The organism is Micromonospora sp. LOL_025 (genome assembly GCF_048060285.1).
Taxonomy (GTDB): Bacteria; Actinomycetota; Actinomycetes; order Mycobacteriales; family Micromonosporaceae; genus Micromonospora.
The window spans coordinates 41135-66281 of the sequence record NZ_JBHMIR010000004.1; the positions used below are offsets into that span (position 1 = coordinate 41135).

Annotated in this window: 25 protein-coding genes and 1 pseudogene; 18 read left to right on the forward strand and 8 right to left on the reverse strand. The window is 73.6% G+C overall.

Annotated features, from left to right (window positions below):
* Nucleotides 1-26 precede the first annotated feature (26 nt).
* Nucleotides 27-1199, reverse strand: a complete 1173-nt coding sequence (locus ACFHW0_RS06955) for a thiolase family protein (RefSeq protein WP_416606235.1) — start codon at nt 1197-1199, stop codon at nt 27-29.
* Nucleotides 1200-1287: 88 nt separating this feature from the next.
* On the opposite strand from ACFHW0_RS06955, the gene ACFHW0_RS06960 reads away from it, so the two are divergent.
* Complete coding sequence (locus ACFHW0_RS06960) at nt 1288-1716, forward strand: PH domain-containing protein (protein WP_416606237.1); 429 nt, start codon at nt 1288-1290, stop codon at nt 1714-1716.
* A gap of 75 nt (nt 1717-1791) precedes the next feature.
* Here the strand turns inward: ACFHW0_RS06960 and ACFHW0_RS06965 are convergent, their stop codons facing one another.
* The gene (locus ACFHW0_RS06965; RefSeq protein ID WP_416606238.1) at nt 1792-2706 is read right to left on the reverse strand and encodes a rhomboid family intramembrane serine protease; all 915 of its coding nucleotides are present in this window, start codon (nt 2704-2706) and stop codon (nt 1792-1794) included.
* A 94-nt stretch (nt 2707-2800) separates the two neighbouring features.
* The gene (locus ACFHW0_RS06970) at nt 2801-3331 is read right to left on the reverse strand and encodes a peptidylprolyl isomerase (RefSeq protein WP_416606239.1); all 531 of its coding nucleotides are present in this window, start codon (nt 3329-3331) and stop codon (nt 2801-2803) included.
* Nucleotides 3332-3415: 84 nt separating this feature from the next.
* Here ACFHW0_RS06970 and ACFHW0_RS06975 point away from each other — a divergent pair, with 84 nt between their 5' ends.
* A complete protein-coding gene (locus tag ACFHW0_RS06975) occupies nt 3416-4231 on the forward strand; it encodes a hypothetical protein (protein ID WP_416606241.1) in 816 nt (271 codons plus the stop codon).
* A gap of 131 nt (nt 4232-4362) precedes the next feature.
* On the opposite strand, the gene corA is transcribed toward ACFHW0_RS06975, so the two are convergent.
* The 4 genes from corA to ACFHW0_RS06995 form a co-directional block, all read right to left on the reverse strand.
* Nucleotides 4363-5502, reverse strand: coding sequence for a magnesium/cobalt transporter CorA (gene corA / locus ACFHW0_RS06980; protein WP_416606701.1), 1140 nt, complete (start codon nt 5500-5502; stop codon nt 4363-4365).
* A gap of 356 nt (nt 5503-5858) precedes the next feature.
* A complete protein-coding gene (locus ACFHW0_RS06985) occupies nt 5859-6953 on the reverse strand; it encodes a PLP-dependent aminotransferase family protein (RefSeq protein ID WP_416606243.1) in 1095 nt (364 codons plus the stop codon).
* A 106-nt stretch (nt 6954-7059) separates the two neighbouring features.
* Nucleotides 7060-7518 (reverse strand): ester cyclase, encoded by a 459-nt coding sequence (locus ACFHW0_RS06990; RefSeq protein ID WP_132240536.1) that lies wholly within the window; start codon nt 7516-7518, stop codon nt 7060-7062.
* A 92-nt stretch (nt 7519-7610) separates the two neighbouring features.
* A complete protein-coding gene (locus ACFHW0_RS06995; protein WP_416606246.1) occupies nt 7611-8003 on the reverse strand; it encodes a cyclic nucleotide-binding/CBS domain-containing protein in 393 nt (130 codons plus the stop codon).
* 115 nt (nt 8004-8118) lie between these two features.
* Between ACFHW0_RS06995 and ACFHW0_RS07000 the strand changes: the two genes are divergently transcribed.
* The 5 genes from ACFHW0_RS07000 (at nt 8119) to ACFHW0_RS07020 (ending at nt 11898) form a co-directional block, all read left to right on the forward strand.
* A complete protein-coding gene (locus tag ACFHW0_RS07000) occupies nt 8119-8568 on the forward strand; it encodes an NUDIX domain-containing protein (protein ID WP_366641598.1) in 450 nt (149 codons plus the stop codon).
* Complete coding sequence (locus ACFHW0_RS07005; protein ID WP_416606248.1) at nt 8565-9335, forward strand: hypothetical protein; 771 nt, start codon at nt 8565-8567, stop codon at nt 9333-9335. Before ACFHW0_RS07000 ends, ACFHW0_RS07005 begins: the two co-directional genes overlap by 4 nt.
* Nucleotides 9336-9414: 79 nt before the next feature.
* Nucleotides 9415-10146, forward strand: a complete 732-nt coding sequence (locus ACFHW0_RS07010; RefSeq protein ID WP_416606250.1) for a sugar phosphate nucleotidyltransferase — start codon at nt 9415-9417, stop codon at nt 10144-10146.
* Complete coding sequence (locus ACFHW0_RS07015; protein WP_416606252.1) at nt 10134-11201, forward strand: iron-containing alcohol dehydrogenase family protein; 1068 nt, start codon at nt 10134-10136, stop codon at nt 11199-11201. The genes ACFHW0_RS07010 and ACFHW0_RS07015 overlap by 13 nt, the downstream gene beginning before the upstream one ends.
* Nucleotides 11176-11898 carry a CDP-alcohol phosphatidyltransferase family protein gene (locus tag ACFHW0_RS07020; RefSeq protein ID WP_416606254.1) on the forward strand — a complete coding sequence of 241 codons (723 nt, stop codon included), beginning with the start codon at nt 11176-11178 and terminating at the stop codon, nt 11896-11898. The genes ACFHW0_RS07015 and ACFHW0_RS07020 overlap by 26 nt, the downstream gene beginning before the upstream one ends.
* 56 nt (nt 11899-11954) lie before the next feature.
* Here the strand turns inward: ACFHW0_RS07020 and ACFHW0_RS07025 are convergent, their stop codons facing one another.
* Nucleotides 11955-13223 (reverse strand): glycosyltransferase family 4 protein, encoded by a 1269-nt coding sequence (locus tag ACFHW0_RS07025; protein WP_416606256.1) that lies wholly within the window; start codon nt 13221-13223, stop codon nt 11955-11957.
* Nucleotides 13224-13303: 80 nt separating this feature from the next.
* Between ACFHW0_RS07025 and ACFHW0_RS07030 the strand changes: the two genes are divergently transcribed.
* From ACFHW0_RS07030 to ACFHW0_RS07080, 11 genes and pseudogenes are all read left to right on the forward strand, one after another.
* A complete protein-coding gene (locus ACFHW0_RS07030) occupies nt 13304-14164 on the forward strand; it encodes an Fpg/Nei family DNA glycosylase (RefSeq protein ID WP_416606258.1) in 861 nt (286 codons plus the stop codon).
* 264 nt (nt 14165-14428) lie between these two features.
* Nucleotides 14429-16000 carry a sugar transferase gene (locus ACFHW0_RS07035; protein ID WP_416606703.1) on the forward strand — a complete coding sequence of 524 codons (1572 nt, stop codon included), beginning with the start codon at nt 14429-14431 and terminating at the stop codon, nt 15998-16000.
* A gap of 39 nt (nt 16001-16039) precedes the next feature.
* The gene (locus ACFHW0_RS07040; RefSeq protein WP_416606259.1) at nt 16040-17290 is read left to right on the forward strand and encodes a sensor histidine kinase; all 1251 of its coding nucleotides are present in this window, start codon (nt 16040-16042) and stop codon (nt 17288-17290) included.
* Between the two features lie 8 nt (nt 17291-17298).
* On the forward strand, nt 17299-18060 hold the full coding sequence (locus ACFHW0_RS07045) for a LytR/AlgR family response regulator transcription factor (RefSeq protein WP_366641750.1): 762 nt from the start codon (nt 17299-17301) through the stop codon (nt 18058-18060).
* A gap of 360 nt (nt 18061-18420) precedes the next feature.
* The gene (locus ACFHW0_RS07050) at nt 18421-19086 is read left to right on the forward strand and encodes a DUF5701 family protein (protein ID WP_416606261.1); all 666 of its coding nucleotides are present in this window, start codon (nt 18421-18423) and stop codon (nt 19084-19086) included.
* Nucleotides 19087-19355: 269 nt separating this feature from the next.
* A complete protein-coding gene (locus ACFHW0_RS07055; RefSeq protein WP_416606706.1) occupies nt 19356-19745 on the forward strand; it encodes a hypothetical protein in 390 nt (129 codons plus the stop codon).
* A 1-nt stretch (nt 19746) separates the two neighbouring features.
* On the forward strand, nt 19747-21387 hold the full coding sequence (locus tag ACFHW0_RS07060) for a cation acetate symporter (RefSeq protein WP_416606263.1): 1641 nt from the start codon (nt 19747-19749) through the stop codon (nt 21385-21387).
* A gap of 113 nt (nt 21388-21500) precedes the next feature.
* Nucleotides 21501-22265, forward strand: coding sequence for an ABC transporter ATP-binding protein (locus tag ACFHW0_RS07065; protein WP_416606265.1), 765 nt, complete (start codon nt 21501-21503; stop codon nt 22263-22265).
* On the forward strand, nt 22250-23950 hold the full coding sequence (locus tag ACFHW0_RS07070) for an ABC transporter permease (RefSeq protein WP_416606267.1): 1701 nt from the start codon (nt 22250-22252) through the stop codon (nt 23948-23950). Before ACFHW0_RS07065 ends, ACFHW0_RS07070 begins: the two co-directional genes overlap by 16 nt.
* A gap of 74 nt (nt 23951-24024) precedes the next feature.
* Entirely contained in the window at nt 24025-24540 is a 516-nt protein-coding gene (locus ACFHW0_RS07075; protein ID WP_416606269.1) for an SRPBCC family protein, read from the forward strand.
* A gap of 46 nt (nt 24541-24586) precedes the next feature.
* A pseudogene (locus tag ACFHW0_RS07080) lies at nt 24587-25132 on the forward strand (flavin reductase family protein); the annotation flags it as partial.
* Nucleotides 25133-25147 lie beyond the last annotated feature (15 nt).

Genomic DNA, 25147 nt, shown 5'->3' on the forward strand with positions numbered 1-25147 from the left:
CACGGGGCCAGGAGTTTTCCCGCCCGCTACAGCAGCTCGACGATGGTCGCGTTGGCCATGCCGCCGCCCTCGCACATCGTCTGGAGGCCGTAGCGGATGTCGTTGTCCCGCATGTGGGCGAGCATGGTGGTCATGATCCGGGCGCCGGACCCGCCGAGCGGGTGGCCGAGGGCGATCGCGCCACCGCGCGGGTTGAGCCGCTCCGGGTCCGCCTCGGTCTCCGCCAGCCAGGCCAGCGGCACCGGCGCGAACGCCTCGTTCACCTCGTACACCCCGATCTCCTCGATGCCCAGCCCCGCGCGGCGCAGCGCCTTCGCGGTGGCCGGGATGGGCGCGGTGAGCATGGTGACGGGGTCGTCGGCGGCGACGACGGCGGTGTGCACGCGGGCCAGCGGGCGCAGGCCGTGCCGGCTGGCCCACTCGCTGGTGGTGACGGCGAGCGCCGCCGCGCCGTCGGAGATCTGCGACGCGGAGCCGGCGGTGACGACCCCGTCGGCGCGGAACGGGGTGGCCAGCTCGCCGAGCTTCTCCAGCGAGGTGTCCCGCCGGATGCCCTCGTCGGCGGCGAACTTGCCGCCGTCGGCCAGGGCGACCGGGGCGATCTCGGCGTCGAAGGCGCCGGCGTCCTGCGCGGCGGCGGCCTTCTCGTGGCTGGCGAGGGCGAACTCGTCGAGCTGCGTGCGGGACAGGCGCCAGCGCTCGGCGATCAGCTCCGCCCCGACGCCCTGGTTGAACGGCAGCGGCGCGTCGTCGGCGAAGCCCTCGACGCCGCGGTAGCGGTCGCGCAGCTGGTCGCTGAAGGGCGACCCGCCGGCCACACTGGAGCCCATCGCGACCCGGGTCATCGACTCGACGCCACCGGCGACGACCAGGTCGGCCTGGCCGGAGAGGACGGTGGCGGCGGCGAAGTGCAGGGCCTGCTGGCTGGAGCCGCACTGCCGGTCGAGCGTGGTGCCGGGCACCGACTCGGGCCAGCCGGCGGCGAGCACGCCGTTGCGGGCGACGTTCCACGACTGGTCGCCGACCTGGGAGACGCAGCCCCAGACCACGTCGTCGACCTGCGCCGGGTCGATGCCGGTGCGCTCGGCGAGGGCGCGCAGCACGTGCGCCGAGAGATCGACCGGGTGCACGGCGGCCAGGCTGCCCTTGCGCCGCCCCACCGGGGTGCGTACCGCGCCGACGATGACTGCGTCACTCATGACTACTCCCCGGTAACTTGGGCCGGCCCCGATCCTACGTCGTCGGCGGGCCGGGCGTCCTCCCCCGGTGCCCTGGCATGCTGAACGGATGTCTCCCGACCCGGCCCCGGCCCGGCAGTGGCGGGTGCCGCCCACCCTGCCGGCGCTCAAGCTGACCGGCGCGGTCGCGCTGCCCGCGCTGGCCCTGCTCCTCGACGGGGGCGACCCGGTCCGGTTGGCGCTGGCCGTGCTCACCGCCGCCGCGCTCGCCGGCTGGGCCGCGCGGGACCTGATCGTGCCCGTCCGGCTCGCCGTCGACCCGGACGGGATCACCGTCGTCCGGGGCTTCGCCGGGCACCGGCGGCTGCCCTGGTCGGCCGTCGAGAAGGTGACCGTGGACCGCCGCGCGCGGCGGGGCCTGACCAGCGAGCTGCTGGAGATCGACGCGGGGGAGTCGCTGCACCTCTTCGGCCGCCACGACCTCGGCGCGGATCCCGCCGAGGTGGCCGAGGCCCTGCACGAGGCCCGCCCGCACTAGGCGGCGCCGCCCACCGGGTCGCGGCGGGTGGCCCCGGCCGGCCCGCGCCCGGAAGGGCGGGGACCGGCCGGGAGGTCAGCCGCCGACGATGGCCGCGGTGCGGACCAGGGCCAGACCGATCAGCGCCGCCACGATCACCGCGACGCCCGCGAGCTGCACCAGCGACCGGCGCGACCTCGGGGCGTACGCGAACACGAGCGCCAGCAGCGCGCCGACGACCAGGCCGCCCAGGTGCCCGGGGATCGAGATGCCCGGCACGGTGAACGTGAAGACCAGGTTGATCACCAGGACGGGGAGCACCTGGGAGATGTCGCGGCCCATCTTCCGTTCGATGACCACCAGCGCGGCGAACAGGCCGAAGATCGACGTGGAGGCGCCTGCGGTGAGCTGGTTCTCCGCGCTGAACAGGTAGGCGGCGACGTTCCCGCCCAGCCCGGCGACCAGGTAGAGCGCCAGGAAACGCAGCGGCCCGAGGCTGGCCTCCAGCGACCGCCCGAGCACCCACAGCGCCCACATGTTCAGCAGCAGGTGGACCACGCCGTAGTGCAGGAACATCGCGGTGACCAGGCGGTACCACTCGCCCTCGGCGATGCCGCCGACCGTGCCGTCCGGGAAGATCGCGCCGCCGAGCACGGAGCCCCAGTCGGTCAGCGGCGTGCTGCCGCCCATCAGGCCGCCGAAGCCGGAGCCGCCGACCGCCGCGTCCCCGCCCCGGTCCGAGGCGATGGAGAGCAGCATCATCAGCACGTTGAGCGCGATCAGCGCCTTGGTGACGTAGCCGTGCCGGCCGGCGGCACCACCACCGAAGGCGGTACGCGCCGGCCGCACGCTACGACGTCCCTCCGCCACGCACTCCGGGCACTGGAACCCGACCGACGCCTCCCGCATGCAGTCCGGGCAGATCGGCCGGTCGCAGCGGGTGCACCGCACGTACGTCTCCCGGCCGGGGTGCCGGTAGCAGACCGGGGTGGTGGGTGGCGACTCGCTCACCGCACACGCTCGCCGTCGCGGATCGCGCGGCCCACCAACCGGTCCCGGCCCTCGGAGCGCTCAGTCATGCCGGCAAAGGTACCTCGCGGACCACTCAGGCCTTGGTCCGCTCGATCTCGACCCGCTCGATGACGACGTCCTGCAACGGCCGGTCGTTCGGACCGGTCGGGGTGTTGGCGATCGTGTCGACGATCTTCGCGGACTGCTCGTCGGCCACCTTCCCGAAGATGGTGTGCCGGTTGTTCAGGTGCGGCGTCGGCGAGACGGTGATGAAGAACTGCGAGCCGTTGGTGCCCGGCCCGGCGTTCGCCATCGCCAGCAGGTACGGCTGGTCGAAGCGCAGCTCCGGGTGAAACTCGTCACCGAACTTGTAACCCGGGCCACCGCGACCGGTGCCGGTCGGGTCGCCCATCTGGATCATGAAGCCGCTGATCACCCGGTGCGAGATGGTGCCGTCGTAGTACGGCCCGCTGCCCGGCTGACCCGTACGCGGGTCGGTGTATTCGCGGTTGCCCTCCGCCAGGTCGACGAAGTTCTTGACGGTCTTCGGGGCGTGGTTCTGGAAGAGCTCCAGCCGGATCGGGCCAGCGTTGGTGTGCAAGGTGGCGTAGACAGCCTCGGCCACGGGTACTCCTCACTCGTTGGTCAGTTCCATGCGGATCCTCCCATGTGCCCGATCTGGCAGTGCGGAGGCATCCGAAGGTGGAGGATGACGAAGGAACAACTCCCAGGAGGTGGGACCGTGTTTGGAATCGGGCGGCGTAAGACCCAGGGGCAGCTGGCCAAGGTGGAGCTGAACCAGGGCCTCGGTCACCTGAGGCAGGCCGCGACGTACGCCGCGAAGGGTGCCGGCGCCACCGTCGCCCCGCGGGTCCAGGCGGCCCGGGGCGCGGTCGCGCCGACGGCCGTCATCGTGCGCGACCGCGCGTCCAGCGGCCTCGCGTCCACGGTCGCCGCGCTCGCGCCGCTGGCCCTGGCCGTTCGCAAGGCGCAGGCCGAGGCGGCGGGCAAGGCGGTCACCGGCCGGAAGTCCCTGGCAGCCAAGCAGGTCGCGGCCGGCAGGAAGGTGAAGGCGAAGAACATGAAGGCTTCCCGGAAGAAGAACTCCCGGCGGGGCGGGTCCATGATGACCGGCCTACTCGCGGCCGGCGCGGTGGCCGGGGTCGCCGCGGTGGCGATGCGGCGGCGCCGGGAGCAGCAGGAGTGGGCCGAGTACGACCCGACCCGCACGCTGGAGCCGATGAAGGACGAGGTGGAGACCATGGAGATCCGCACCCCGGTGACCGACGCCTCGACGATGTCGAGCGGTTCGGGCGTGGCGGGCGGCCCGACCGGCGCCGGCAGCTCGGCGGTGGCCGGCGGCGACAGCGCCTCCACCACCACCCCCGGTAAGCAGCCGACGGTCCACGCGACGGACAAGGTCCCGTCGGTGGCCGAGGGCGCCAAGGACACCTCGGGCCGTCCGGCGGACGACCTGACCGAGGCGCTCGGCAAGGGCACCGCCAAGACCAACGGCCGCCGCTGACCCCTCTGTCGGTCACGGAAAGCGCCGGCGAAGCGGCTCCCGCCGCCCCGCCGGCGCTTCCGCGTCCGGCGGAAGCTGCGGGGCCAGGCGGCGCCGCGTCCGGCGGGAGGGCCGTACGTCAGGCTCGGCGGTCAGAGCCAGCCGTTGCGGCGGAACCAGCGGTAGAGGGCCAGCGAGATCGCGAGCATCAGGGCGAGCACGACGGGATAGCCGTACGTCATCCGCAGCTCCGGCATGACGTCGAAGTTCATCCCGTAGATGCCGGCGATGGCGGTCCACACGGCGGCGATGGCGGCCCACGCCGCGATCTTGCGCATGTCGTCGTTCTGGTCGACCGTGACCTGGGCCAGCCGCGCCTGGAGGATGGAGTTGAGCAGGTCGTCGTAGGAGTTGACCTGCTCGACGGTGCGGCTCAGGTGGTCCTGCACGTCGCGGAAGTAGCGGCGGATCTCCTTCGGCACGTCACGGTTCATCTGCGCGGTGAGGGTCAGCAGCGGGCGCTGCAACGGCATCACCGCCCGCTTGAACTCCACCAGTTCCCGCTTCATCTGGTAGATCCGCTGGATCCGGCCGGTGGACTGGCGGTCGAACACGTCGGCCTCCAGCGTGTCGAGGTCGTCCTCCAGCCGGTCGGCGACCTCCAGGTAGATGTCCACCACCCGGTCGGTGACCGCGTACGCCACCGCCCAGGGCCCCTGGAGCAGCAGGTCCTGCTTCGTCTCCAGGTCGGCGCGGACGGGGGCCAGCCGGCAGGCGTCCCCGTGCCGCACGCTGATCAGGAAGTTCGGGCCGATGAAGAGCATCACCTGGCCGGTCTCGACGACCTCGGAGTGCTCGGTCAGCTCGGCGTGCTCGCAGTACCGGGCGGTCCGCAGCACCAGGAAGCTGACCTCGCCGAACTGCTCCAGCTTGGGGCGCTGCTGCGCCTTCACCGCGTCCTCGACGGCCAGTTCGTGCAGCCCGTACGTGGCGGCGATGGCGGTCATCTCGGCCAGCTCCGGCTCGTGCAGGCCGAGCCAGACGAAGCCGTGCTCCTCGCGGCGGGCCGCGGCGAGCGCCTCGGCGTACCGCCAGTCGCCGGGCTGCCGGCGGCCGTCCACGTAGAGGGCGCAGTCGACCACCGCGCTGCGCTGCGGGCCGGCCGGCGGGGACGTCTGCTGGGGGTTGTCGGAATTGAGCCGGCGGGTCATCGCCCGCACCGGCGCCACCCAGTCCCGGGGCCTGAGCACCCGTCCGCCGTTCGACGCGGTCGTCCGCTCCCGGTCCGTCATCACGCCCCCTCCCCACGCGCCGCCGCCGGTGAACAGTACGCCGCCGCGGATGATCACCGCGGGTGACGATCGCCGGGATGGTGGCGCCGGGTGGGCCGGGTCGCATCAGGGGGGTGAGGGGACGACACGGCCCACCCGGCGCCCTTTTGGGGGCGGGGGTTGTGCTGGTCGCGCCGCCCCACGTGCCGCCGGCCGGGCCGGCCCGGGCTCGTCGCCGGGCGCGGCGGGGCCGGCACCGGGCGGTGAGTTCCGCTACACGTGGTGAGTGACGCTCGCAGCATTGTGGGCCGCCGGCCGCCCCGGCGGGAGTCCCGGGACGGCCACGATCGTCCAACTGTCAGAAATCTGACAGAAATTCAGCTCCGTACGGCCGCCATGGCCTCCGCCAGCCGCCGCACGCCCTCCTCGATACGGTCGGCGGTCACCGCCGAGTACGCCAGCCGCAGGGCGTGCCGCCCGCCGTCGACGACGAAGTCGCTGCCCTTGACCACGGCGACCCCGCGCTCGGCGGCCGCCGGCGCGAGCCTGTCGACCTCCACGTCCTCGGGCAGCTCGACCCAGAGGAAGTAGCCGCCGTCCGGCTCCACGAAGCGGGCCTCCGGGATGTGCCGGCGCAGGGACTCGGCCAGCACCCGGGCCCGCTCGCCGAGCGCGGCGCGCACGGTCTCGATGGAGCGCTCGATGTCGCCGGAGACGCAGAACTGGTGCACGATCGCCTCGGAGACCATGCCCGGCGAGATGTAGAGGCTGGTCGCCTTCTTCGCGATGTCGCCGATCAGGTCCGCCGGACCGACCAGGTAGCCGACCCGTACGCCCGGGCAGACCGTCTTGGTGAAGCTGGAGGCGTGCACCACGACGCCCCGGGTGTCCAGCGAGAGCATCGACGGCAGCGCCTCGCCCCGGAACCGGACGTCGGCGTACGGGTCGTCCTCGAAGATCGTGAACTCGTACTCGGCCGCGAGGTCGAGCAGCTCCCGGCGCTTTTCCAGGCTGAGGGTCACACCGGCCGGGTTCTGGTAGTTCGGGATGACGTGCGCCAGCCGGGGACGCACCCCGGACTCCAGCAGCTTGCGCAGCTCGGCGGTGTCGAGCCCGTCCGGCTGGATGGAGACGCCGTGCAGCTCGCTGCCCATCCGCTGGAGGTTGAGCAGGGTCCGGTCGTACGTCGGGCGCTCCACCACCACCGCGTCACCGGGGCGGACCAGGTGGTCGAAGAGGAAGGCGTCCGCCTGCAACGACCCGTTGGTGATCAGCACCTGGTCGGCGGAGACCCCGTGCTTCTCGGCGATCCACTTCCGCAGCGGAAGGTAGCCGACGGAGGTGCCGTACGCGGTCACCCCGGCGGGGTCGGCGTCGAACGCGCGGACGGCGGCGGCCTTGAGCCCCTCGACATCGACGATGTCCAGCGAGGGCGCGCCACGGGCGAAGGAGATCAGCTGCTCGGCGGTCATGGCTGTTCAGCGTACGGAAGGCGACGGGGTGCGCGCGGAAGGCACGGCGATGTCCGCATCCTGAGCCACCGGGACGGGTGACCGGCGTCGACGGGTCGGCGACAGGTCAGACCGGAAGGCCGAGCGGGTCGTGCTGCGCCTCCCGGGAGAGCCCGTCCACGTGCAGGCCGAGCGCCGCGATCAGCTGCCCCCAGTCGAAGTAGGACCGCCAGGCCGCGATCCGGCCACGCCGGACCCGGACGACGTCCACCACGTCCCAGCTCACCAGCCGGCCGGTCGGCGCGACGGTGCCGAACGGGGTGTGCAGCACCCCGGTGTGGGTGCCGGTCAGCCGCTGCTCGACGGCCGCGCCACCGGCCGTCTGCACCGACCCGAGCGGGTCGACGGACAGGTCCGGGAAGGCACCGGTCCAGGTGCGCAGCAGGGCGGGCAACTCGATCGGGCGCACCGTGACGCCGGGCATCGAGTAGAAGGCGTCGGCCGCGTAGAGGTCCGGCAGCCGGGCCACGTCCCGCCGCAGGAGCATCGCGTACTGCTGCTCGACCAGCCGATCCGCGCCACGCATGAGGACCTCCGTCGCGGGTCACGGCCCGTCCGCGCCCGCACGGGAATCCTTACCCGTCGATCGGCCCGCCACACCCTCCGCCGGGCGGCGGCTCAGGTCGACCCGGCCATCCGGCTCTCCGCCCAGACCCGCATGATGTCCCGGACGGAGATCACCCCGGCCACCTCGCGCCCGTCGAGCACCACGAGGTGCCGGAAGCCGCCCCGGGCCATGGCCGCGGCCGCCTCCTCCACCGTCCACTCCGGCCCGGCGTAGACCACGTCCCAGGTCAGGTGGGCGGCCGTCCGCTCGACGTCGCAGTCGAGGTCGGCCCCGATGGCCCTGAGCACGTCGCGTTCGGTCATGATGCCGACCCCCTCGGAGTCCGGGTCGATCACGACCGCCGACCCGACACCGCGGGCCGACATCATCCGGGCCGCCTGGCGGAGCGTGTGCTCCGGGCCGACCACGAGAACCTCGCTGGACATCGCTTCCCGAACCTGCATCACGCATCACCCCTGTGGGACGGTGGCACCCGGTAGGGGACATGGTGCGCCCGGGCGCCGCCGCGGACAAGACCGGACGTCGCCGGAACGCGCCACCGCTCGCTACTGTCGTGGCGTGTCCACCGAGCCTCTGCGCTGCGCCGGCGCGCTGATCGTCGACGACGACGGTCGACTCTTCATCCAGCGACGGTCTCCCCACCGGCGCATCTTTCCCAACTGCTGGGACATCGTCGGCGGTCATCTGGAACCGGGCGAGGACTGGATGGACGCGCTGCGCCGGGAGGTGACCGAGGAGACCGGCTGGACGGTGTCGCACGTGCTCGGCCAGGTCGGGGAACACCACTACGTCGCCGACGACGGCCTGGCCCGGGTCGAGCGCGACTGGCTGGTCCGGGTCGACGGCGACCTGACCCGGCCGACGCTGGAGGTGGGCAAGCACACCGAGTTCCGGTGGCTCGCCGCCGACGAGCTGGACCTGCTCGACGAGCACCGCGACGTCAACGACGGCCTCATCCGGCGGATCGCGGACGAAGGCTTCGCCGCCCTGCGTTCGATAGGTCTGTGAACGACACCGTCGAGCTGGCGCCGCACCGGTTCGCCGGCCTGGTCGCCCCGGCGGTCGACCGGGCGTTCGTCGCCGGCATCCTCGCCGGCCGCGACGGCGGCGGCGCCGAGCTGAGCCAGCGGTACGGCGGGCCGGCGGCCACCGGCTTCCTGCTGGAGTTCCGCACCCGCCTCGCGGCGCCGGGCGGGACGGTCGACGAGGCCGGCTTCGCCGCGGTCACCCGCTACCGGGACCCGGTCGAGTGCCGGCGTGCCCTGGACAAGCAGGTGGCGTACGGGATGATCCACCGCAGTCCCGAGGGCGGGCTCTCCGCCACCGAGCGCGGACTGGCCTTCCTCGCCGAGATCTGGCAGGTGCACGCGGAGGTCACCGAGGAACTGTGGGCGGGGCACGAGGACCGGGTGCTGCGGCTGGTGGAGGCGTTCGGCCGGGTGCTCACGTGCGCGCTGATGCTGGCCGACGAGGAGGGCGCCGAGCCCGGCGCCGCGTTCGCCGCGACGGCCCCGCCGTACGAGCCGGACGGCACCCCGCCCGGCGTGCTGCTGCTGAACCGGCTCGGCACGATGCGCTACCACCGGGCCGACGCGCACGCCGCCGCGTGGACCGCCGCCGGGCACAGCGCGGCGAGCGCCGCCGCCCTGCCGCCCGGCCCGGAGCAGCTCGCCATCGAGCTGGAGACCGACCGGCGGGCCGCCGCCCCGTACGCCGTGCTGAGTGCCCAGGAGCGGCTGGAGGTGCTGGCGGACCTGGCGGCGCTGCCCGGCTGACCCGGTTGGCCGCAGCGGTGCCGCCACGCGGGGCTATCCTCCAGCGGTGACCGGGAGTCGTACGAGGGAGGACGCCTCAATGATCGGGATGGTGCTGGCAGCCGGGGCGGGGCGCCGGCTGCGCCCGTACACCGACACCCTGCCCAAGGCGTTGGTGCCGGTGGACGGCGACACCACCATCCTGGACATCTCGCTGCGCAACCTGGCCGAGGTGGGGCTCACCGACATCGTGATCGTGGTCGGCTACGCCGCCGAGGCGGTCGTCTCCCGCCAGGCGGAGTTGGAGAAGAAGTACGGCGTCACGCTCACCCTGGTGCACAACGACAAGGCCGAGGAGTGGAACAACGCCTACTCCCTGTGGCTGGCCCGGGAGCACTTCGCCCGGGGCGTGCTGCTGGTCAACGGCGACACGGTGCACCCGGTCAGCGTGGAGAAGACCCTGCTGGCCGAGCGCGGCCCCGGCATCCTGCTCGCCGTCGACACCATCAAGCCGCTGGCCGAGGAGGAGATGAAGACCACCTTCGACGCCGCCGGCCAGCTCACCCGCATCACGAAGCTGATGGACCCGGGTGAGGCGTACGGGGAGTACATCGGCGCGACGCTGATCGAGCCGCAGGTGGCCGACGCCCTCGCCGACGCGCTGGAGGCGACGTGGCGGCGCGACCCGAACCTCTACTACGAGGACGGCTACCAGGAGTTCGCCGACCGGGGCGGCGAGGTGCGGGCGGCGCCGATCGGCGACGTCCTCTGGGTCGAGGTCGACAACCACGCCGACCTGGCCCGGGCGCGGGAGATCGCGTGCCGCTACTAGCCCGTACGGTCAACACCCCGCTCGTGATCGAGGTCCGGCGGGGTGCGGTGGCCGACCTCGGGCCGTTGCTGGCCGACCGGCGGATCTCGGCCGGCGGGGACGTGGCCGTGGTGGTCGGCCCCGGGCAGGGTGAGCGGATCGTCGAGCTGTGCCGGCCGTCGCTCGGCGCGGCCGACGTCTTCACGGTCGTCGGCGGCACCATCGACGCGGCGAACGATCTCGGTGACCGGCTGCGCCGCCGCCACTACGACGCCGTGGTGGGCATCGGCGGCGGCAAGACCATCGACACCGCCAAGTACGCGGCCACCCGCTACGGGATCCCGATGGTGACGGTGGCGACCAGCCTGGCCAACGACGGCATCGCCTCCCCGACCGCCTCGCTCGACCACGAGGGCGGCAAGGGCTCCTACGGGGTGCACATCCCGATCGCGGTCATCGTCGACCTCGACTTCGTCGAGAACGGCCCGGACCGGCAGACCCAGGCCGGCATCGGCGACGCGGTGAGCAACCTGAACGCCTGCGCCGACTGGGAGCTGGCCCACGAGGTACGCGGCGAACCCATTGACGGGCTCGCGGTGACCCTGGCCAGGACGGGCGCCGAGGCGCTGCTCAACCACCCCGGCAAGATCACCGACGACAGCTTCCTCACCACGCTGGCCGAGGCGCTGATCATGGGCGGCATCGCCAGCTCGGTGTGCGGGTCGACGCGCCCCGCCAGCGGCGGCGACCACGAGATCTCCCACGCGATCGACCGGCTCCACCCCGGCACCGCCGCCCACGGGGAGCAGGTGGGGCTCGGCGCCCTCTTCTGCACGTTCCTGCGCGGCGACACCGACCGGTTCGGCCGGCTCGCCCGCTGCCTGCACCGGCACGGTCTCGCCACCACGCCGGCCGACCTGGGCCTGACCGACGAGCAGTTCGTCGATGCCGTGCAGTTCGCGCCCCGGACGCGGCCGGACCGCTACACGATCCTCGAACACCTGGCGATGTCGCCTACCGAGACGCGGGAGCGGCTGGCAGACTACGCCGGTGCAATCCGCGACCACGTTGGCTGAGCCCCGTCCCACCGTCGCCGACTTCCACCGGGTGAACCGGGGCGGCGGCCTGTTCAGCGAATCGATCAGCCAGTGGCTGGGCGCCGTCTTCGCGCTCGTCGCCCAGCGCCTCGGGCTGCGCCCGACGGCGCTGACCATCGCCAACCTGGTGCTCGGCCTGGCCACCTCGGTCACCGTGGTCGCGCTCGCCGGGCGGGTCGCCGCCGGCGACGTGCCGGCCTGGGCGGTCGGGCTGCTCGCGCTGGTCGGCTGGCAGGTGGCGTACGCCCTGGACTGCGCCGACGGTCAGCTCGCCCGGGTGACCGGGCAGGGTAGCGCCGCCGGCGCCCGGGTCGACGTGCTCTGCGACGTGGCCGCCCAGATCGCCCTGGTCGCCGCCCTGGCGGCCACGGCCGTGGCGCAGGAGCCGTCGACACCGAGCTGGCTGGTCGCGATCTTCGCCGGCACCTGGATGGTCAACCTGGTCACGTCGGTGATGCAGGCCGGCCCGAACGCCGCCAGCATGGTCACCTCGACCTCGCTGCCCGTACGCCTCGTGAAGCTGGTCCGCGACTACGGCGCCGTGATCTTCGCGGCCGGCCTGGTGCTGGCCTTCGCCCCCGCCCTGGTCCTCTGGGTGATGGTCGCGTTCACGATCGTCAACGGCGGCTTCCTGCTCGCCAGCATCGCGTTCTCGGCCCGCGCCTCCCTGCGCTGAGGTGTGACGCCGATCAAGGAGCCTGGCAGCCGCAGACGATGCAGGGGCGGGCTCGCCTAGCGGGGCTGGGCGCGGCGCGCCACGCCCGCGTACACGTCGAGGAGGCGCTTGGTGACCACGTCGGGGTGGAACGTGCGCTCGTAGCGGACGCGGGCGGCCGGGGCCAGCGTCGCGGCGCCGGCCCGGGCCATCGGCAGGGCGGCGGCCATGGCGGCCGGCTCCGGGGCCACCACCCAGCCCGCCTCGCCCTCCTCCACGCCGGCGGGCAGCGCGACGCGGCCCTCTCCCGGCGCGGCGGAGGCGACGGCGGCCGGGCCGGTGCCGGCTGGTTCGCGCGGGCCGTCCGCGCCGAGCAGGTACGGGATGCCGCCGAGTGCGGTGCCGAGCACCGGCCGGCCGGCGGCCAGCGCCTCGATGATCACCGTGGGCAGCACGTCGTGCCAGGTGGAGGCGGCGATGATCACCGCGCTGGCCTCGATCGCGGCGCGTACCCCGGTGCGGTCCAGCGGCCCGAGATAGGTCACGTCGGCGCGCTCGGCGGCGGCGGTCTCGGCCAGCGGGCGCAGCTCGCCGTCGCCGGCGATGCGCAGCGGGCCGAGCGCCCCGTCCGGGTGCCGCCGCCAGGCGTCCAGCAGCAGGTCCAGCCCCTTCTCCGGGGAGAGCCGGGCCATGTAGAGGAAGCCGTCGCCGAGCGGCGCGGGAGCACCCGGGTCGGGGATGCCGTTCGGCTTGACCACGATCCGTTCCGCCGGGATGCCGTAGTCGCGCAGATGGTCGGCGACCGCCGAGGTGAGCGCGACGAAGCGGTCCACCGAGCGCCAGGTGCCCCGGTGCACGGCCAGCGTGGTCGCCATCAGCGCGCTCTGCGCCCGCGAGCCCCGGTAGCAGCGGTGCACGATCGCCGGCACCCCCAGGGCCCGGCCCCGGCAGTCCTGGCAGATCATCCCGTCCCGGAAGTAGAGCCCCGAGGAACAGACCTGGCGGTAGTTGTGCACCGTCTGCACCACCGGCACGCCGTGCCGGTGCGCGGTCCGCACGATCCAGGGCGAGATCAGGGGGTACGGGTTGTGCAGGTGCAGCACGTCCGGCCGGTGCCCGGCGATGAGCCGGCTCAGGTCCTCCTGCGCGCGGGGCGCCCAGATCGGCGAGATCGGCAGCAGCGCCTTGGCCGACTTCGACATCGACGGGATCTCGTCCGAGCTACGGATGAACGGCAGCACCTCCACCCCGGCCGCGGTGAGCTGGGCGATCTCCGCGTCGACGATCGTGTTCTCACCGGAGGGCTGAGCCTCCCGGTACCGGTTGTGCGCCACCACGATTCTCACTGAGCTTGCCTTTCGTTCGCGATTGCGGGACTCGCAAGCTCATTCCTCACGCTCACGGGAAAGAAGGCTACCGTTGGCTGGTGCCCGAACTACCGGAGGTTGAGGCGCTCGCGGAATACCTGCGTGAGCGCGCGGTGGGGCGGCGCGTCGACCGGTTGGAGGTCGCCGCGATCAGCGCCCTGAAGACGTACGACCCGGCACCCACCGCCGCTGCCGGGCGGACCGTGACGGACGCCCGCCGGCACGGCAAGTTCCTCGACGTGGTGCTCGACGGCGACCTGCACCTGGTGGTCCACCTGGCCCGCGCGGGCTGGCTGCACTACCGGGAGGCGTTCCCGTCCGCCGCCCCGCTGCGCCCCGGCAAGGGCCCGATCGCGCTGCGGGTACGCCTCGACGACGGCTCGGGCTTCGACCTGACCGAGGCCGGCACCCAGAAGAGCCTCGCCGTCTACCTGGTCACCGACCCGCAGGCGGTGCCCGGGGTGGCCCGGCTCGGCCCCGACGCGCTCGCCGCCGACCCGGCCACCTTCACCGAGCGGATGCGCAGCCGCAAGGGCCAGGTCAAGGGGGTGCTCACCGACCAGACGGTGCTCTCCGGCGTGGGCAACGCGTACTCCGACGAGATCCTGCACGCGGCGAGGCTGTCCCCGTTCGCGCTGACCAACCGGCTGACCGACGACCAGTTGGCGACCCTGCACGCGGCGACGCGGGAGGTGCTCGGCGACGCGGTACGCCGGTCGGTCGGGCAGAAGGCGGCCGAACTGAAGGGCGAGAAGCGCTCGGGGCTGAAGGTGCACGCCCGGACGGGGCAGCCCTGCCCGGTCTGCGGCGACACCGTCCGCGAGGTCTCGTTCGCCGATTCCAGCCTCCAGTACTGCGCGACCTGCCAGACCGGCGGGAAGCCGCTCGCTGACCGGCGGTTGTCGCGGCTCGTACGGTGAGTGACGACACTGCCGACTACGGAACGGAATCGGCCATCCCGCGCCGAAGGTCTGAGTTGCGGCTCTACCGGGCCCGTCATCCATCGGTATAGTGGCTCGGTCCCCGGCTTCTGAAATGGCGCGGAGCCGGCCAGACGCCCGGCGGCACCACACCGGCGCATTGTCCCTCGGGTCAGCGCACGGGTTGGCGCCCGCGTGGGAGACTGGGACGGTGGGCGACCGGGCCCTCACGGTGAGTGAGCGGCTCGTGTCATGCGGGAGGACATGGGTGAGGTGACGACAAGCCTCCAGCGCCCGGTAACCAACACAGGCCGGAGCAAACTCGTGCGGCACGTCGACAGCTTCGAGATCCAGCCGCCGGCACCGCCGTCCCACAACGGCGTACCCCGGTCCGCGTGGGCTCGGGCGCGCCGTCGCGTGTCACGCTGGCACCGCCCCTACATCACCCTCCTGCTGCTGCTCGACTTCGCAGCCGCCGCGGTCGCCAGCCTGATCGCCATCGAGACGTTCGACCAGTCGCGGGCGGGCTTCTACAACGCCGAGCAGGACCCGACGTGGTTCCACACGGTGGCGTTCGTGCTCCTGCCGCTCGGCTGGCTCGTCAGCCTCTGGGCCAACCGGGCCTACGACCGGCGATACCTCGGCCTGGGCCCGGACGAGTACAAGCGGGTGATCCGGGCCGGCGTCGCCGTCGCCGCGACGGTGTCCTTCCTCGCGTTCGCCACCAAGACCGACCTGTCCCGCTACACGGTCGGCACCGCCCTGCTCGCGGCGCTGCTGCTGATCCTGCTGAACCGGATGCTCTGTCGCTTCGTGCTGCACGTGGTCCGGCGCAACATCAGCCAGGCCGGTCACCGGATGGTGCTGATCGGCACCCTGCCGGAGTGCCTGGAGGTCTACACCGCGGTCACCCGCAACCCGGCCGCCGGGCTGATGCCGGTCGCCATCCACATCACCGACGGCTACGCGGCGGCCAAGGGCATCGAGACCCCGGTCCCCGTGTACGCGGGCCGCGACGTCCTCGCCCTCGTCCGCGAGGTCGGCGGCGACACGATCGCGGTCTGCGGCTCGGCGAGTTCCGAGCCGGGCGAGCTGCGCCGGCTGGCCTGGCAGCTGGAGGGCTCGGGCGTCGACCTGGTCGTCGCCCCGCAGCTGACCGACATCGCCGGGCCCCGGGTGCACATCCGGCCGATCGAGGGCCTGCCGCTGCTGCACGTCGAGGAGCCGACCCTCTCCGGCCCGGCGCTGCTGGCCAAGAACCTGATGGACCGGGTGGCCGCCGGGCTCGGCCTGCTGCTGCTGGCCCCGGTCTTCCTGGCCATCGCGATCGCGATCCGGCTCTCCGATCCCGGCCCGGTCTTCTTCCGCCAGCCCCGGGTCGGCCACGAGGGCCGCACCTTCCGGGTCTGGAAGTTCCGCACCATGTACGTGGACGCGGAGGACCGGCTGGCCAGCCTGGTCGACCGGAACGAGACCGACGGCATGCTGTTCAAGATGAAGCAGGATCCCCGGGTCTTCCCGGTGGGCCGCTTCCTGCGGGCCTCGTCGCTGGACGAGCTGCCGCAGCTGATCAACGTGTTGAAGGGCGAGATGTCGCTGGTCGGGCCGCGCCCGCTGCCCGCCGACGACGGCGACTTCCTCGGTGACGTGCGCCGCCGGCTGCTGGTCCGGCCGGGCATGACGGGGCTGTGGCAGGTCTCCGGCCGCTCCGACCTCTCCTGGGACGAGGCGGTCCGGCTCGACCTCTACTACGTCGACAACTGGTCGCTGGCGTACGACCTGAGCATCCTGTGGCGCACCGTCGGGGTGGTGCTCGCCCGCAAGGGCGCGTACTGACCCCTTGGCGTGCGGGCCGGCAGGGGCCAGGATCGCTGCGTGGGTGGCAACCTCTCGGGCGTCTTCGGCGTCGTCTCGCTGATCGCCGCGCTGGGTGCGGCCCTGTTCGCGGTGGTCCGGCTGCGCGCGCGGCGGGGCATCGCCACGGCCACCCAGCGGGCGACCTACGAGGTGCTGCACACCGCCGGGCTGGCCGCCGAGCCGCTGCGCGCGGGCCTGAGCGCCGCGAACGCGGCGAAGGCCGTACGCCATCTGCGGGCGCTGGTGGGGGCGGCCGGGCTGGCGCTGACGGACCGGGAGAGCCTGCTCGCCCTCGACGGGCGGGGCGGGCACCACCACGCCCAACTGGTCGCGGCGGCCCGGCGGGCGGTGGCGACGGGCCGCTCGACGGTCCTCGGCGAGCCGGAGCTGCACTGCGACCGGGTCGACTGCCCGGTACGCGGCGCGGTGGTCGCCCCGCTGACCGGCGCGGACGGGCGCAGGGTCGGGGTGCTGGTCGCGGTCGCCGACGGTCAGCCGGAGCCGGGCCTGGTGCAGGCCACCCTGGAGACGGCGCACTGGGCCGGCAACCAGCTCGCCCTGGCCGAGCTGGACTCCTCGCGGGAGCGGCTGGCCCGCGCCGAGGTACGCGCCCTGCGTGCACAGATCAGCCCGCACTTCATCTACAACGCGCTGACCGCGATCGGCTCGTTCGTCCGCACCGACCCCGACCGGGCCCGGGAGCTGATCCTGGAGTTCGCCGAGTTCACGCGGTACTCGTTCCGGGCGCACGGCGAGTTCACCACGCTGGCCGAGGAGCTGCGCTCGATCGACCGCTACCTGACCATCGAGCGGGCCCGGTTCAGCGACCGGCTCCAGGTGCGCCTCCAGATCGCCCCGGAGGTGCTGCCCGTGACGCTGCCCTTCCTCTGCCTGCAACCGCTGGTGGAGAACGCCGTCCGGCACGGGTTGTCCCGCAAGCCGGGCACGGGCATGGTGAGCATCGAGGCCCGGGACGCGGGCACCGAGTGCCACATCACCGTGGAGGACGACGGAGTGGGCATGGATCCGAGCACGCTGACCGCCGGCATCGCCGAGCTGGCCGGCGCCGCCGGGGACCCGGGCGACGCCGCGCGGGCCGGCGTCGGGGACGACCCGGGCCAGCACGTCGGGCTCTCCAACGTCGACGAGCGGCTCCGGTCGGTCTTCGGGGACGGCTTCGGCCTGGTCGTCGAGACGGGTCTCGGCTCGGGCACGAAGGTGAGCATGCGGGTGCCGAAGTTCCATCCCGGCGTACGGGCCGGCTCGTGAGCGGCGTGGTGAGCGCGGCGGGGTTCCTGCGGGTGCTGGCGGTCGACGACGAGCCGCCGGCGCTGGACGAGTTGGCGTACCACCTGCGGGCCGATCCCCGGGTGGCCCGGCTGCACACGGCGGGCGACGCGACCGAGGCGCTGCGGGTGCTCCGCGACGGCGACGTGGACGTGGTCTTCCTCGACATCCGGATGCCCGGCCTGGACGGTATGGAACTGGCCCGGGTGTTGCGCCGCTTCGCCCGGCCGCCGGCGATCGTGTTCGTCACCGCGTACGACGACGGGGCGGTGGACGCGTTCGACCTGGGCGCCACCGACTACGTCCGCAAGCCCGTACGCGCCGAGCGGCTCGCCGAGTCGCTGCGCCGGGTGATCGGCGCCCGGGTGGTGCCGTCGCATCCGGCGGCGCTGGCCCGGGCGGAGGAGGATCCGACCATCCCCATCGAGCTGGCGGGCACCACGCGGATGCTGCCCCGCTCGGCGGTGCGATGGGTGGAGGCGCAGGGCGACTACGCCCGGCTGCACACCGCAGACGGCTCGCACCTGGTCCGGGTGTCGCTGGCGACCCTCGCGGAGCGCTGGGCGGACGCCGGGTTCGTCCGGATCCACCGGTCGTACCTGGTGCAGCTCAAGCTGATCGCCGAACTGCGGCTGGTGAACTCGGGGTACGTGGTGGTGGTCGACTCGACGGAGCTGCCGGTCAGCCGCCGGCACACCCGCGAGCTGAAGGACAAGCTGGTCCGCGCGGCGAAGCAGGACTGGAACCGCTGACGATCCACCTGCCCCCGGCCCGTGCCGCGCCGGTGCGTGCCGTTTGCGGGGGCGAGGACATCGCCCGCCTGGTGCCTGTCGAGCTGCCCCGTCCATGAGACCAGAGGCCGGCAGGCGTGAGGGGGAGGCCGAAAGGCCGGCAGGCGTGAGAGGGAGGCCGAAAGGCCGGCAGGCGTGAGAGGGAGGCCGAAAGGCCGCAGGCGGGACCCGGAGGCCGCAGGCGCCTTCCGGTCCCATGGACGGGGCAGCTCGACAGCGTCCGGAGGACCCGTAGGTCGTGCTTGGATTTTCCTTCCGGGCGGGAATACGCGCGCTTCGGCGTACGCTGTACGGTACTCCGTACGACAATTGGAGGCCGCCTTGTCCGACGCCGCGACCGAATTCGACCGCCAGCTCGACCGGCTGGTGGAGCTGGGCTACCCGGCCCTCGCCGAGCTGACCGAGGACGCCTTCCGTGACCTCGTCGCGCCGCTGCGCGCGGCGGCCGTCGCCGGGGCGGCCGGCCTGCCCGCCCCGACCGAGGCGCGGGTGCCCTTCCTCCTGGTGATCACCCGCGACCTGGTGCCGGTGGAGGAGCGCGTCGCGCTGACCACCCTGGCCGGCAAGCGGAAGCCGGGCATCGTCGACCGGCACTACGCCGAGGGCGACCTGCCGAAGTTCGACCCGATCAAGGAGCTGGAGGTGCCGGCCGGGCCGGCGTACCTGCTCTTCGACGTCGACCGGGGCGAGGAGACGCTGAACCTGGCGCCCGCCGCCGCCATGGAGGTGATCACCGGCCAGGGCCGGCTGCCGCTCACCATCGACGAGGGGCTCGCCTTCGTCACCCTGTACCCGGAGGCGCTGGCGAAGAACAAGTGCTTCTCGCTGGTCGGCTCCCGCTGCGGCGACAAGCGGGTGCCGGCGCTCTGGATCAGCCAGGGCGCGCCGAAGCTCGGCTGGTGCTGGTACGGCAACCCGCACACCTGGCTGGGCTCCGCCTCCGCCCGCCCCGAGCGCGTCGGCTTGGAGCACGTCGACACGAAGTGAGTGCTGCGGCGGGTGACCGGCCACCGGGCGCCCCGCCAAAGCGTCCACGAAGTTATCCACAGGGGTGACCCGTTCTCCACAAGTTGTCCACAGCCCGGTGTGGACGGCTCCGGCCGGGCCGGCCGGGTGGCGGGCGCGACGCCTACGGAAGCCCTTGACAATCGCGGCGATCGGGCGAGACTGCCGGGGTGGCCGCTGCCGACGATCCCGTTCCGGCGCCCCCGACGAGCCGGCCCGGCACCCCGGAGGAGCAGACGGGCCGCCCCGGGGTGCCGGGGCAGCTCACGCCACCCCAGCCCCGGGCCCGGATCGTGCTGGCCGAGGTGTCCCGCCGCGAGGACCGGGCGGAGCGCACCCGCGCCGAACTGGCCGAGCAGACCCGGGTCGGCGACGCGCTCGTCCGAGGGCTGGTCCGCGCCCAGTTCGCGCTGGCCCTGCGGCTCTCCCTGGTGGTGGCGATCGGGCTCGGCGGGCTGCCGTGGCTCTTCGCCGTCGCGCCCGCCGTCGGCCGGGTCACCGTGCTCGGCGTCAACCTGCCCTGGCTGCTGCTCGGGGTGGCGTCGTTCCCGTTCCTGATCGCCGTCGGGTGGGCGTACGTGCGGCTGGCCGAGCGCAACGAGCAGGACTTCACCGACCTGGTCCAGCGGCCGGAGCGCTGAGGTGGGCAACGGCTTCGTCGTACCGGCGATCGTGGCGGTCACCCTGGTCACCGTCGGCATCGGCTTCTACGGGCTGCGGCTGGCGCGGACCACCTCCGACTTCCTGGTCGCCTCGCGGGCGATCAGCCCGACCTGGAACGCCGCCGCGATCGGCGGGGAGTACCTGTCGGCGGCGAGCTTCCTCGGGGTCGCCGGGCTGATCCTCAAGTACGGCGTCGACGTGCTCTGGTACCCCGTCGGCTTCGCCGCCGGCTACCTCGCCCTGCTGCTGTTCGTGGCCGCCCCGCTGCGCCGCTCCGGCGCGTTCACCCTGCCGGACTTCTGCGAGCTGCGGCTCGGGTCACGTCGGCTGCGGACCCTGGCCACCGCCTTCGTGATCTTCATCGGTTGGCTCTACCTCGTGCCGCAGCTCCAGGGGGCGGGGCTGACGCTGGCCACGGTGACCGGCTCCCCGTACCCGTTGGGGGCCCTGCTGGTGGCCGTGGTGGTCACCGCGAACGTCGCGCTCGGCGGCATGCGCGCGATCACCTTCGTCCAGGCCTTCCAGTACTGGCTGAAGCTGACCGCGCTGGCCGTACCGGCGATCTTCCTGGCGTTGCAGTGGCAGGCCGACGCCCGCCCGGCGGTGACCCCGCCCGACGGACCGGCGTTCCGGACCGCGACCACCGTCGTGGTCGAGCACCGCGCGACCCTCACCCTCCCCGACGGCCGGATCCAGGAGGTACGCCCCGGCGACGAGCTGTCCTTCGCCGCCGGCGACCCGGTGCCGGAGGTGTCCGGGGTGGCCACCGACGCCGCCGACTGGCTGCTGCCCAGCGCCGCCGGGGACGACGACCGGGGCCTGTTCGCCACCTACTCCCTGATCCTGGCGACGTTCCTCGGCACCATGGGGCTGCCGCACGTGCTGGTCCGCTTCTACACCAACCCCGACGGCGCCGCCGCCCGCCGCACCACGCTGGTGGTGCTCGCCCTGGTCGGGGCGTTCTACCTGCTGCCCACCATCTACGGGGTGCTGGGTCGGATCTACACCCCGCAGCTGCTGCTGAGCGGGCAGACCGACGCGGTGGTGGTGCTGCTGCCCGGCGCCGCGCTCGGCGACGGCACGGTCGGCCGGATGCTCGCCGCGCTGGTCGCGGCCGGCGCGTTCGCGGCCTTCCTCTCCACCTCGTCCGGGCTGCTCACCAGCGTCGCGGGGGTGATCTCCACGGACGTGCTGGGGCGCGGCTCGGTACGCGGCTTCCGGCTCGCCACGGTGATCGCCGGGGCCGTGCCGACGGTCCTCGCGCTCAACCTCGCGGGGCTGGACGTGTCCCAGGTCGTCGGGCTGGCCTTCGCGGTCGCCGCGTCCAGCTTCTGCCCCCTGCTGGTGCTGGGCATCTGGTGGCGGGGCCTGACCGATCTCGGCGCCGCCGCCGGCATCCTGGTCGGCGGCGGCGCGGCGGTCGGGGCGGTGCTGGTCACGGTGCTCGGCCCGCCGCTGTCCGGCTGGCCGGCCACGCTCACCGCGCAGCCGGCCGCCTGGACGGTGCCGCTCGCCTTCGCCGTGATGGTGGCGGTCTCGATGGCGACCCGCCGCCGGGCGCCGGCCGACGTCGGCGCCACCATGCTCCGCCTGCACGCCCCGGAGGCGCTGCGGCTGTAAGGCGCTGGCCGCCCCCGGCGACGACACGGGCCGTGCGGGGTACGACTCGGGGATGACCGGGGATCATCCTGCGGCCGGAGCAACGGCTGGTCGCGGCCGGATACGGTCGACGCATGACTGCTGAGCACCCGGCGCTCGCCCTGCGTGGCCTGGCGAAACACTTCGACGGCAAGGTCGCCGTCGCCGGTGTCGACCTCGACGTGCCGGCCGGCTCCTTCTACGGCCTGCTCGGCCCGAACGGAGCGGGCAAGACCACCACCCTGTCGATGGCGGTCGGGCTGCTCCGGCCGGACGCCGGCGACGCCCGGGTGCTCGGTCACGACGTCTGGGCCGACCCGGTGCAGGCGAAGCAGCTGCTCGGCGTGATGCCCGACGGCGTACGGCTCTTCGACCGGCTCAGCGGCGCGGAGCTGCTCGCGTACCACGGTCTGCTGCGGGGGATGGACCCGGCGGTGGTCGACCAGCGGGCGGCGGAGCTGCTGGACGTACTCGCGCTCGGCGACGCCGGCCGGACCCTGGTGGTCGACTACTCGGCGGGCATGAAGAAGAAGATCGGCCTGGCCTGTGCGCTGCTGCACGGCCCCCGGCTGCTGGTGCTGGACGAGCCCTTCGAGGCGGTCGACCCGGTGTCGGCCGCGCTGATCCGGGACATCCTGCACCGTTACGTGACCGGGGGCGGCACCGTCGTCTTCTCCAGCCACGTGATGGAGGTCGTCGAGCGGCTCTGCTCGCACGTGGCGATCCTGGCGGCGGGCACCATCAAGCGGGTCGGCCCCATCGACGAGGTACGCGGCGGCCGCTCGCTGGAGCAGGTCTTCGTCGAGGTGGTCGGCGGCCGCACGGCGACCGGCGAGGAGTTGGCGTGGCTGTCGCGGTGACCGGACCGACCGTCTCCGCCCAGCCCGTCCGGAAGGTCTCCGCCCGGCACTTCGTCCGGCTCAAGCTGCGGGTGATGGGCAACAACTTCCGGGGCCAGGGCTGGCGGGTCGCCCTCTTCGTGGGCGGCGCGGTGGCCGGGCTCTGGTTCGCCGGCACCGGCTTCTTCCTCTTCGCCGCGCCCGGCCTGGCCGACGAGAGCCGCTACGCGCTGATGGTCGCCGCCTTCGGCGGTGGCCTGACGGTGCTCGGCTGGCTGCTGCTGCCGCTGGTCTTCTTCGGGGTGGACGAGACGCTGGACCCGGCCCGGTTCGCGCTGCTGCCGCTGCCCCGCCGCACGCTCGTCACCGGGCTGTTCGCCGCCGCCTTCGTCAGCGTCCCCACGATCTCGGTGCTGCTGGCCCTGTGCGGGCTGGTGGTCACCGCCGGGGCGCTGGGCGGCTGGTCGGCCGCCGCGGTCGCCCTCGTCGGGGTGGTCGCCGGGCTGCTGCTCTGCGTCGCGGCGGCCCGGGCGGTGACCAGCGCCTTCGCGACGGCGCTGCGGTCCCGCCGGGTCCGTGACCTGGCCGCCGTGCTGCTCGCCGTGCTCGCCGCGCTGCTCGGGCCGTTGCAGCTCCTGGGCGTCGCCGCCCTCTCGGACGCCGACTGGGACCGCCTCGACGGGGTGGCCGAGGTGGTCGGCTGGACCCCGTTCGGCGCGCCCTGGACGGCCGGCATCGACGTGGCCGAGGGCCGCCTCTGGGCCGCGCCGGTGAAGCTGCTGATCACGGCGGCGACGATCGTCGCGCTGCTGGCCTGGTGGTCCCGCTCGCTCGAGTCCGCGATGGTGGGCACGGCCAGTGCCGGGCCGGCCCGCGCCCAGCGCGGCGCGACCGGCGGAGCGGTCGCCCAGCTCTTCCCGAGGGCCGTCGGCTGGGTCCGGCGGGACCGGTTCGGCGCCCTCGTCGCCCGGGAGACCCGCTACTGGTGGCGGGACGCCCGACGCCGGGCCAACCTGATCACCGTCGCGGTCGTCGGTCTCTTCGTGCCGGTCATGGTCAACGTGGGTGGCTCGGGCTTCACCATCGACAGCGCCGAGGGGTTCAACGCCAGTCTCGACTCGTCCCCGGTGCTGTCCAGCCTGTCGATGCTCTTCGTCGGGCTGCTCGCCGCCGTCACCCTGGCCAACCAGTTCGGCTTCGACGGCAGCGCGTACGCGGCGAACGTGGTCGCGGGCGTCTCCGGCCAGCAGGAGCTGCGGGCCCGGATGGCCGCGTTCTCGCTCTACGTCCTGCCGATGCTGGCGGTGATCTCCGTGGTCGTCGCGGTGGTCGTCGGCGAGCCCGGCTGGATCGGGCTGATGGCGGGCACCCTGTTCGCCACGTACGGCGCGGGGCTGGCGGTGAACTGCTTCGTCTCGGTGCTCGGGGCGTACTCGCTGCCGGAGACGAGCAACCCGTTCGCGTTGAACACCGGTGCCGGGATCGCGAAGAGCTTCCTCACCCTGCTGGCGATGCTCGCCACCGCGGTGGCGGCGGTGCCGATGGTGGTGGCCGCCGGGCTGCTCGGCGACGCCTGGCTCTGGCTGGCCCTGCCGCTCGGGGCGGCGTACGGCCTGGGGGCGGCGCTGCTCGGCGCGTACCTGGCTGGCGACGTGCTGGACCGCCGGATGCCGGAACTGCTCGCCACGGTGACCCCGCGCCGCTGACGGCGGGCCGGGCGCGGAAGGCGGGCCGGCACACTCCGGACGCGGTGGTTGCCGGTCGGCGGCACAATGGCCTGATGCCCGTCGTCGAAGCGGTGATCACCGTGCCGGTCCCGCCCGAGCTGGCCTTCGCGGTCTCCCAGACCACCGCGCCCGTGCGCTACCGGTGGGACCCGTTCGTGCGCGAGCAGCACTTCACCGACGGGGCGACCCGGCCCGGCAAGGGCGAGCGGACCTTCACCCGCTCCCGGCACGGCCTGACGATGGTGAGCGAGTACGTCTCCTGGGCCCCGCCGAGCCACGTCGGGATGAAGATGGTGCGCGGGCCGTGGTTCTTCGAGATGTTCGCCGGCGGCTGGCGGTTCGCGCCCGCCCCGGAGCCCGGCCACGCCATCGCCACCTGGCGGTACAGCTTCCGGTGCCGGCCCGCGTTCCTCCGCCCGGTCGCGGACCGGATCGGGTCCTGGCTGCTCGGCCGCGACATCCGCCGCCGGATCGCCGGGTACGCCGCCGGCTGCGCCGACCCGGAGGTGCTGGCCGCCGCCCGCCGATCCCTGACCGACGACGACGAGAGCGACCCGGGTACGCGCTGATCCGGTCGCCCCGGCGGGCCGCCGCCGCTTACCGGCTCGGACGACTGCCCGGCGCGGCAGAATGTTTCACGTGAATCAAGAGCCGGGCGCCGAGATCCACCACATCGACCCGTTCGCCGTGCCCGCCGACCAACGCTCGCCCGTACGCCGGTTGCGGGGTCGGCTGGCGTCGCCGGTGACGCTCTGGACGGCGCCGGAGCCGGCGGGCCTGACGGTCTCCTCGACACTGGTCGCGGAGGGCGAGCCGGACCGGCTGCTCGGCCTGGTCGACCCCGAGTCCGACCTGTGGGCGGCGGTCGAGTCCGCCGGCCGCTTCGCGGTGGCCCCGCTGAGCCCGTCGCACCGGCAGCTCGCCGACCGGTTCGCGGGCCTCTTCCCGTCCCCCGGCGGCCTGTTCGCCACCGGCGCGTGGACCGACACCCCCTACGGCCCGGTGCCGACCGACGCCGGCGGCTGGGCGGGGTGCCGGCTCGACACCGCCCGCGAGTACGGCTGGGGCCTGCTGGTCGAGGCCACCATCGAGGCCGTCGAGCTGGCCGGGGAGACGGACCCGCTGCTGCACTACCGGGGCCGGTACCGCGAGCTGACCTGACGACCGGCGACCGGC

Coding starts and splice junctions, on each gene's coding strand:
- ACFHW0_RS06955 (WP_416606235.1), bottom strand. CDS start 1,199: ATGAGTGACGCAGTCATCGTCGGCGCGGTACGCACCCCGGTGGGGCGG.
- ACFHW0_RS06960 (WP_416606237.1), top strand. CDS start 1,288: ATGTCTCCCGACCCGGCCCCGGCCCGGCAGTGGCGGGTGCCGCCCACC.
- ACFHW0_RS06975 (WP_416606241.1), top strand. CDS start 3,416: ATGACGAAGGAACAACTCCCAGGAGGTGGGACCGTGTTTGGAATCGGG.
- corA (WP_416606701.1), bottom strand. CDS start 5,502: ATGACGGACCGGGAGCGGACGACCGCGTCGAACGGCGGACGGGTGCTC.
- ACFHW0_RS06985 (WP_416606243.1), bottom strand. CDS start 6,953: ATGACCGCCGAGCAGCTGATCTCCTTCGCCCGTGGCGCGCCCTCGCTG.
- ACFHW0_RS06990 (WP_132240536.1), bottom strand. CDS start 7,518: ATGCGTGGCGCGGATCGGCTGGTCGAGCAGCAGTACGCGATGCTCCTG.
- ACFHW0_RS06995 (WP_416606246.1), bottom strand. CDS start 8,003: ATGCAGGTTCGGGAAGCGATGTCCAGCGAGGTTCTCGTGGTCGGCCCG.
- ACFHW0_RS07010 (WP_416606250.1), top strand. CDS start 9,415: ATGATCGGGATGGTGCTGGCAGCCGGGGCGGGGCGCCGGCTGCGCCCG.
- ACFHW0_RS07035 (WP_416606703.1), top strand. CDS start 14,429: ATGGGTGAGGTGACGACAAGCCTCCAGCGCCCGGTAACCAACACAGGC.
- ACFHW0_RS07065 (WP_416606265.1), top strand. CDS start 21,501: ATGACTGCTGAGCACCCGGCGCTCGCCCTGCGTGGCCTGGCGAAACAC.
- ACFHW0_RS07075 (WP_416606269.1), top strand. CDS start 24,025: ATGCCCGTCGTCGAAGCGGTGATCACCGTGCCGGTCCCGCCCGAGCTG.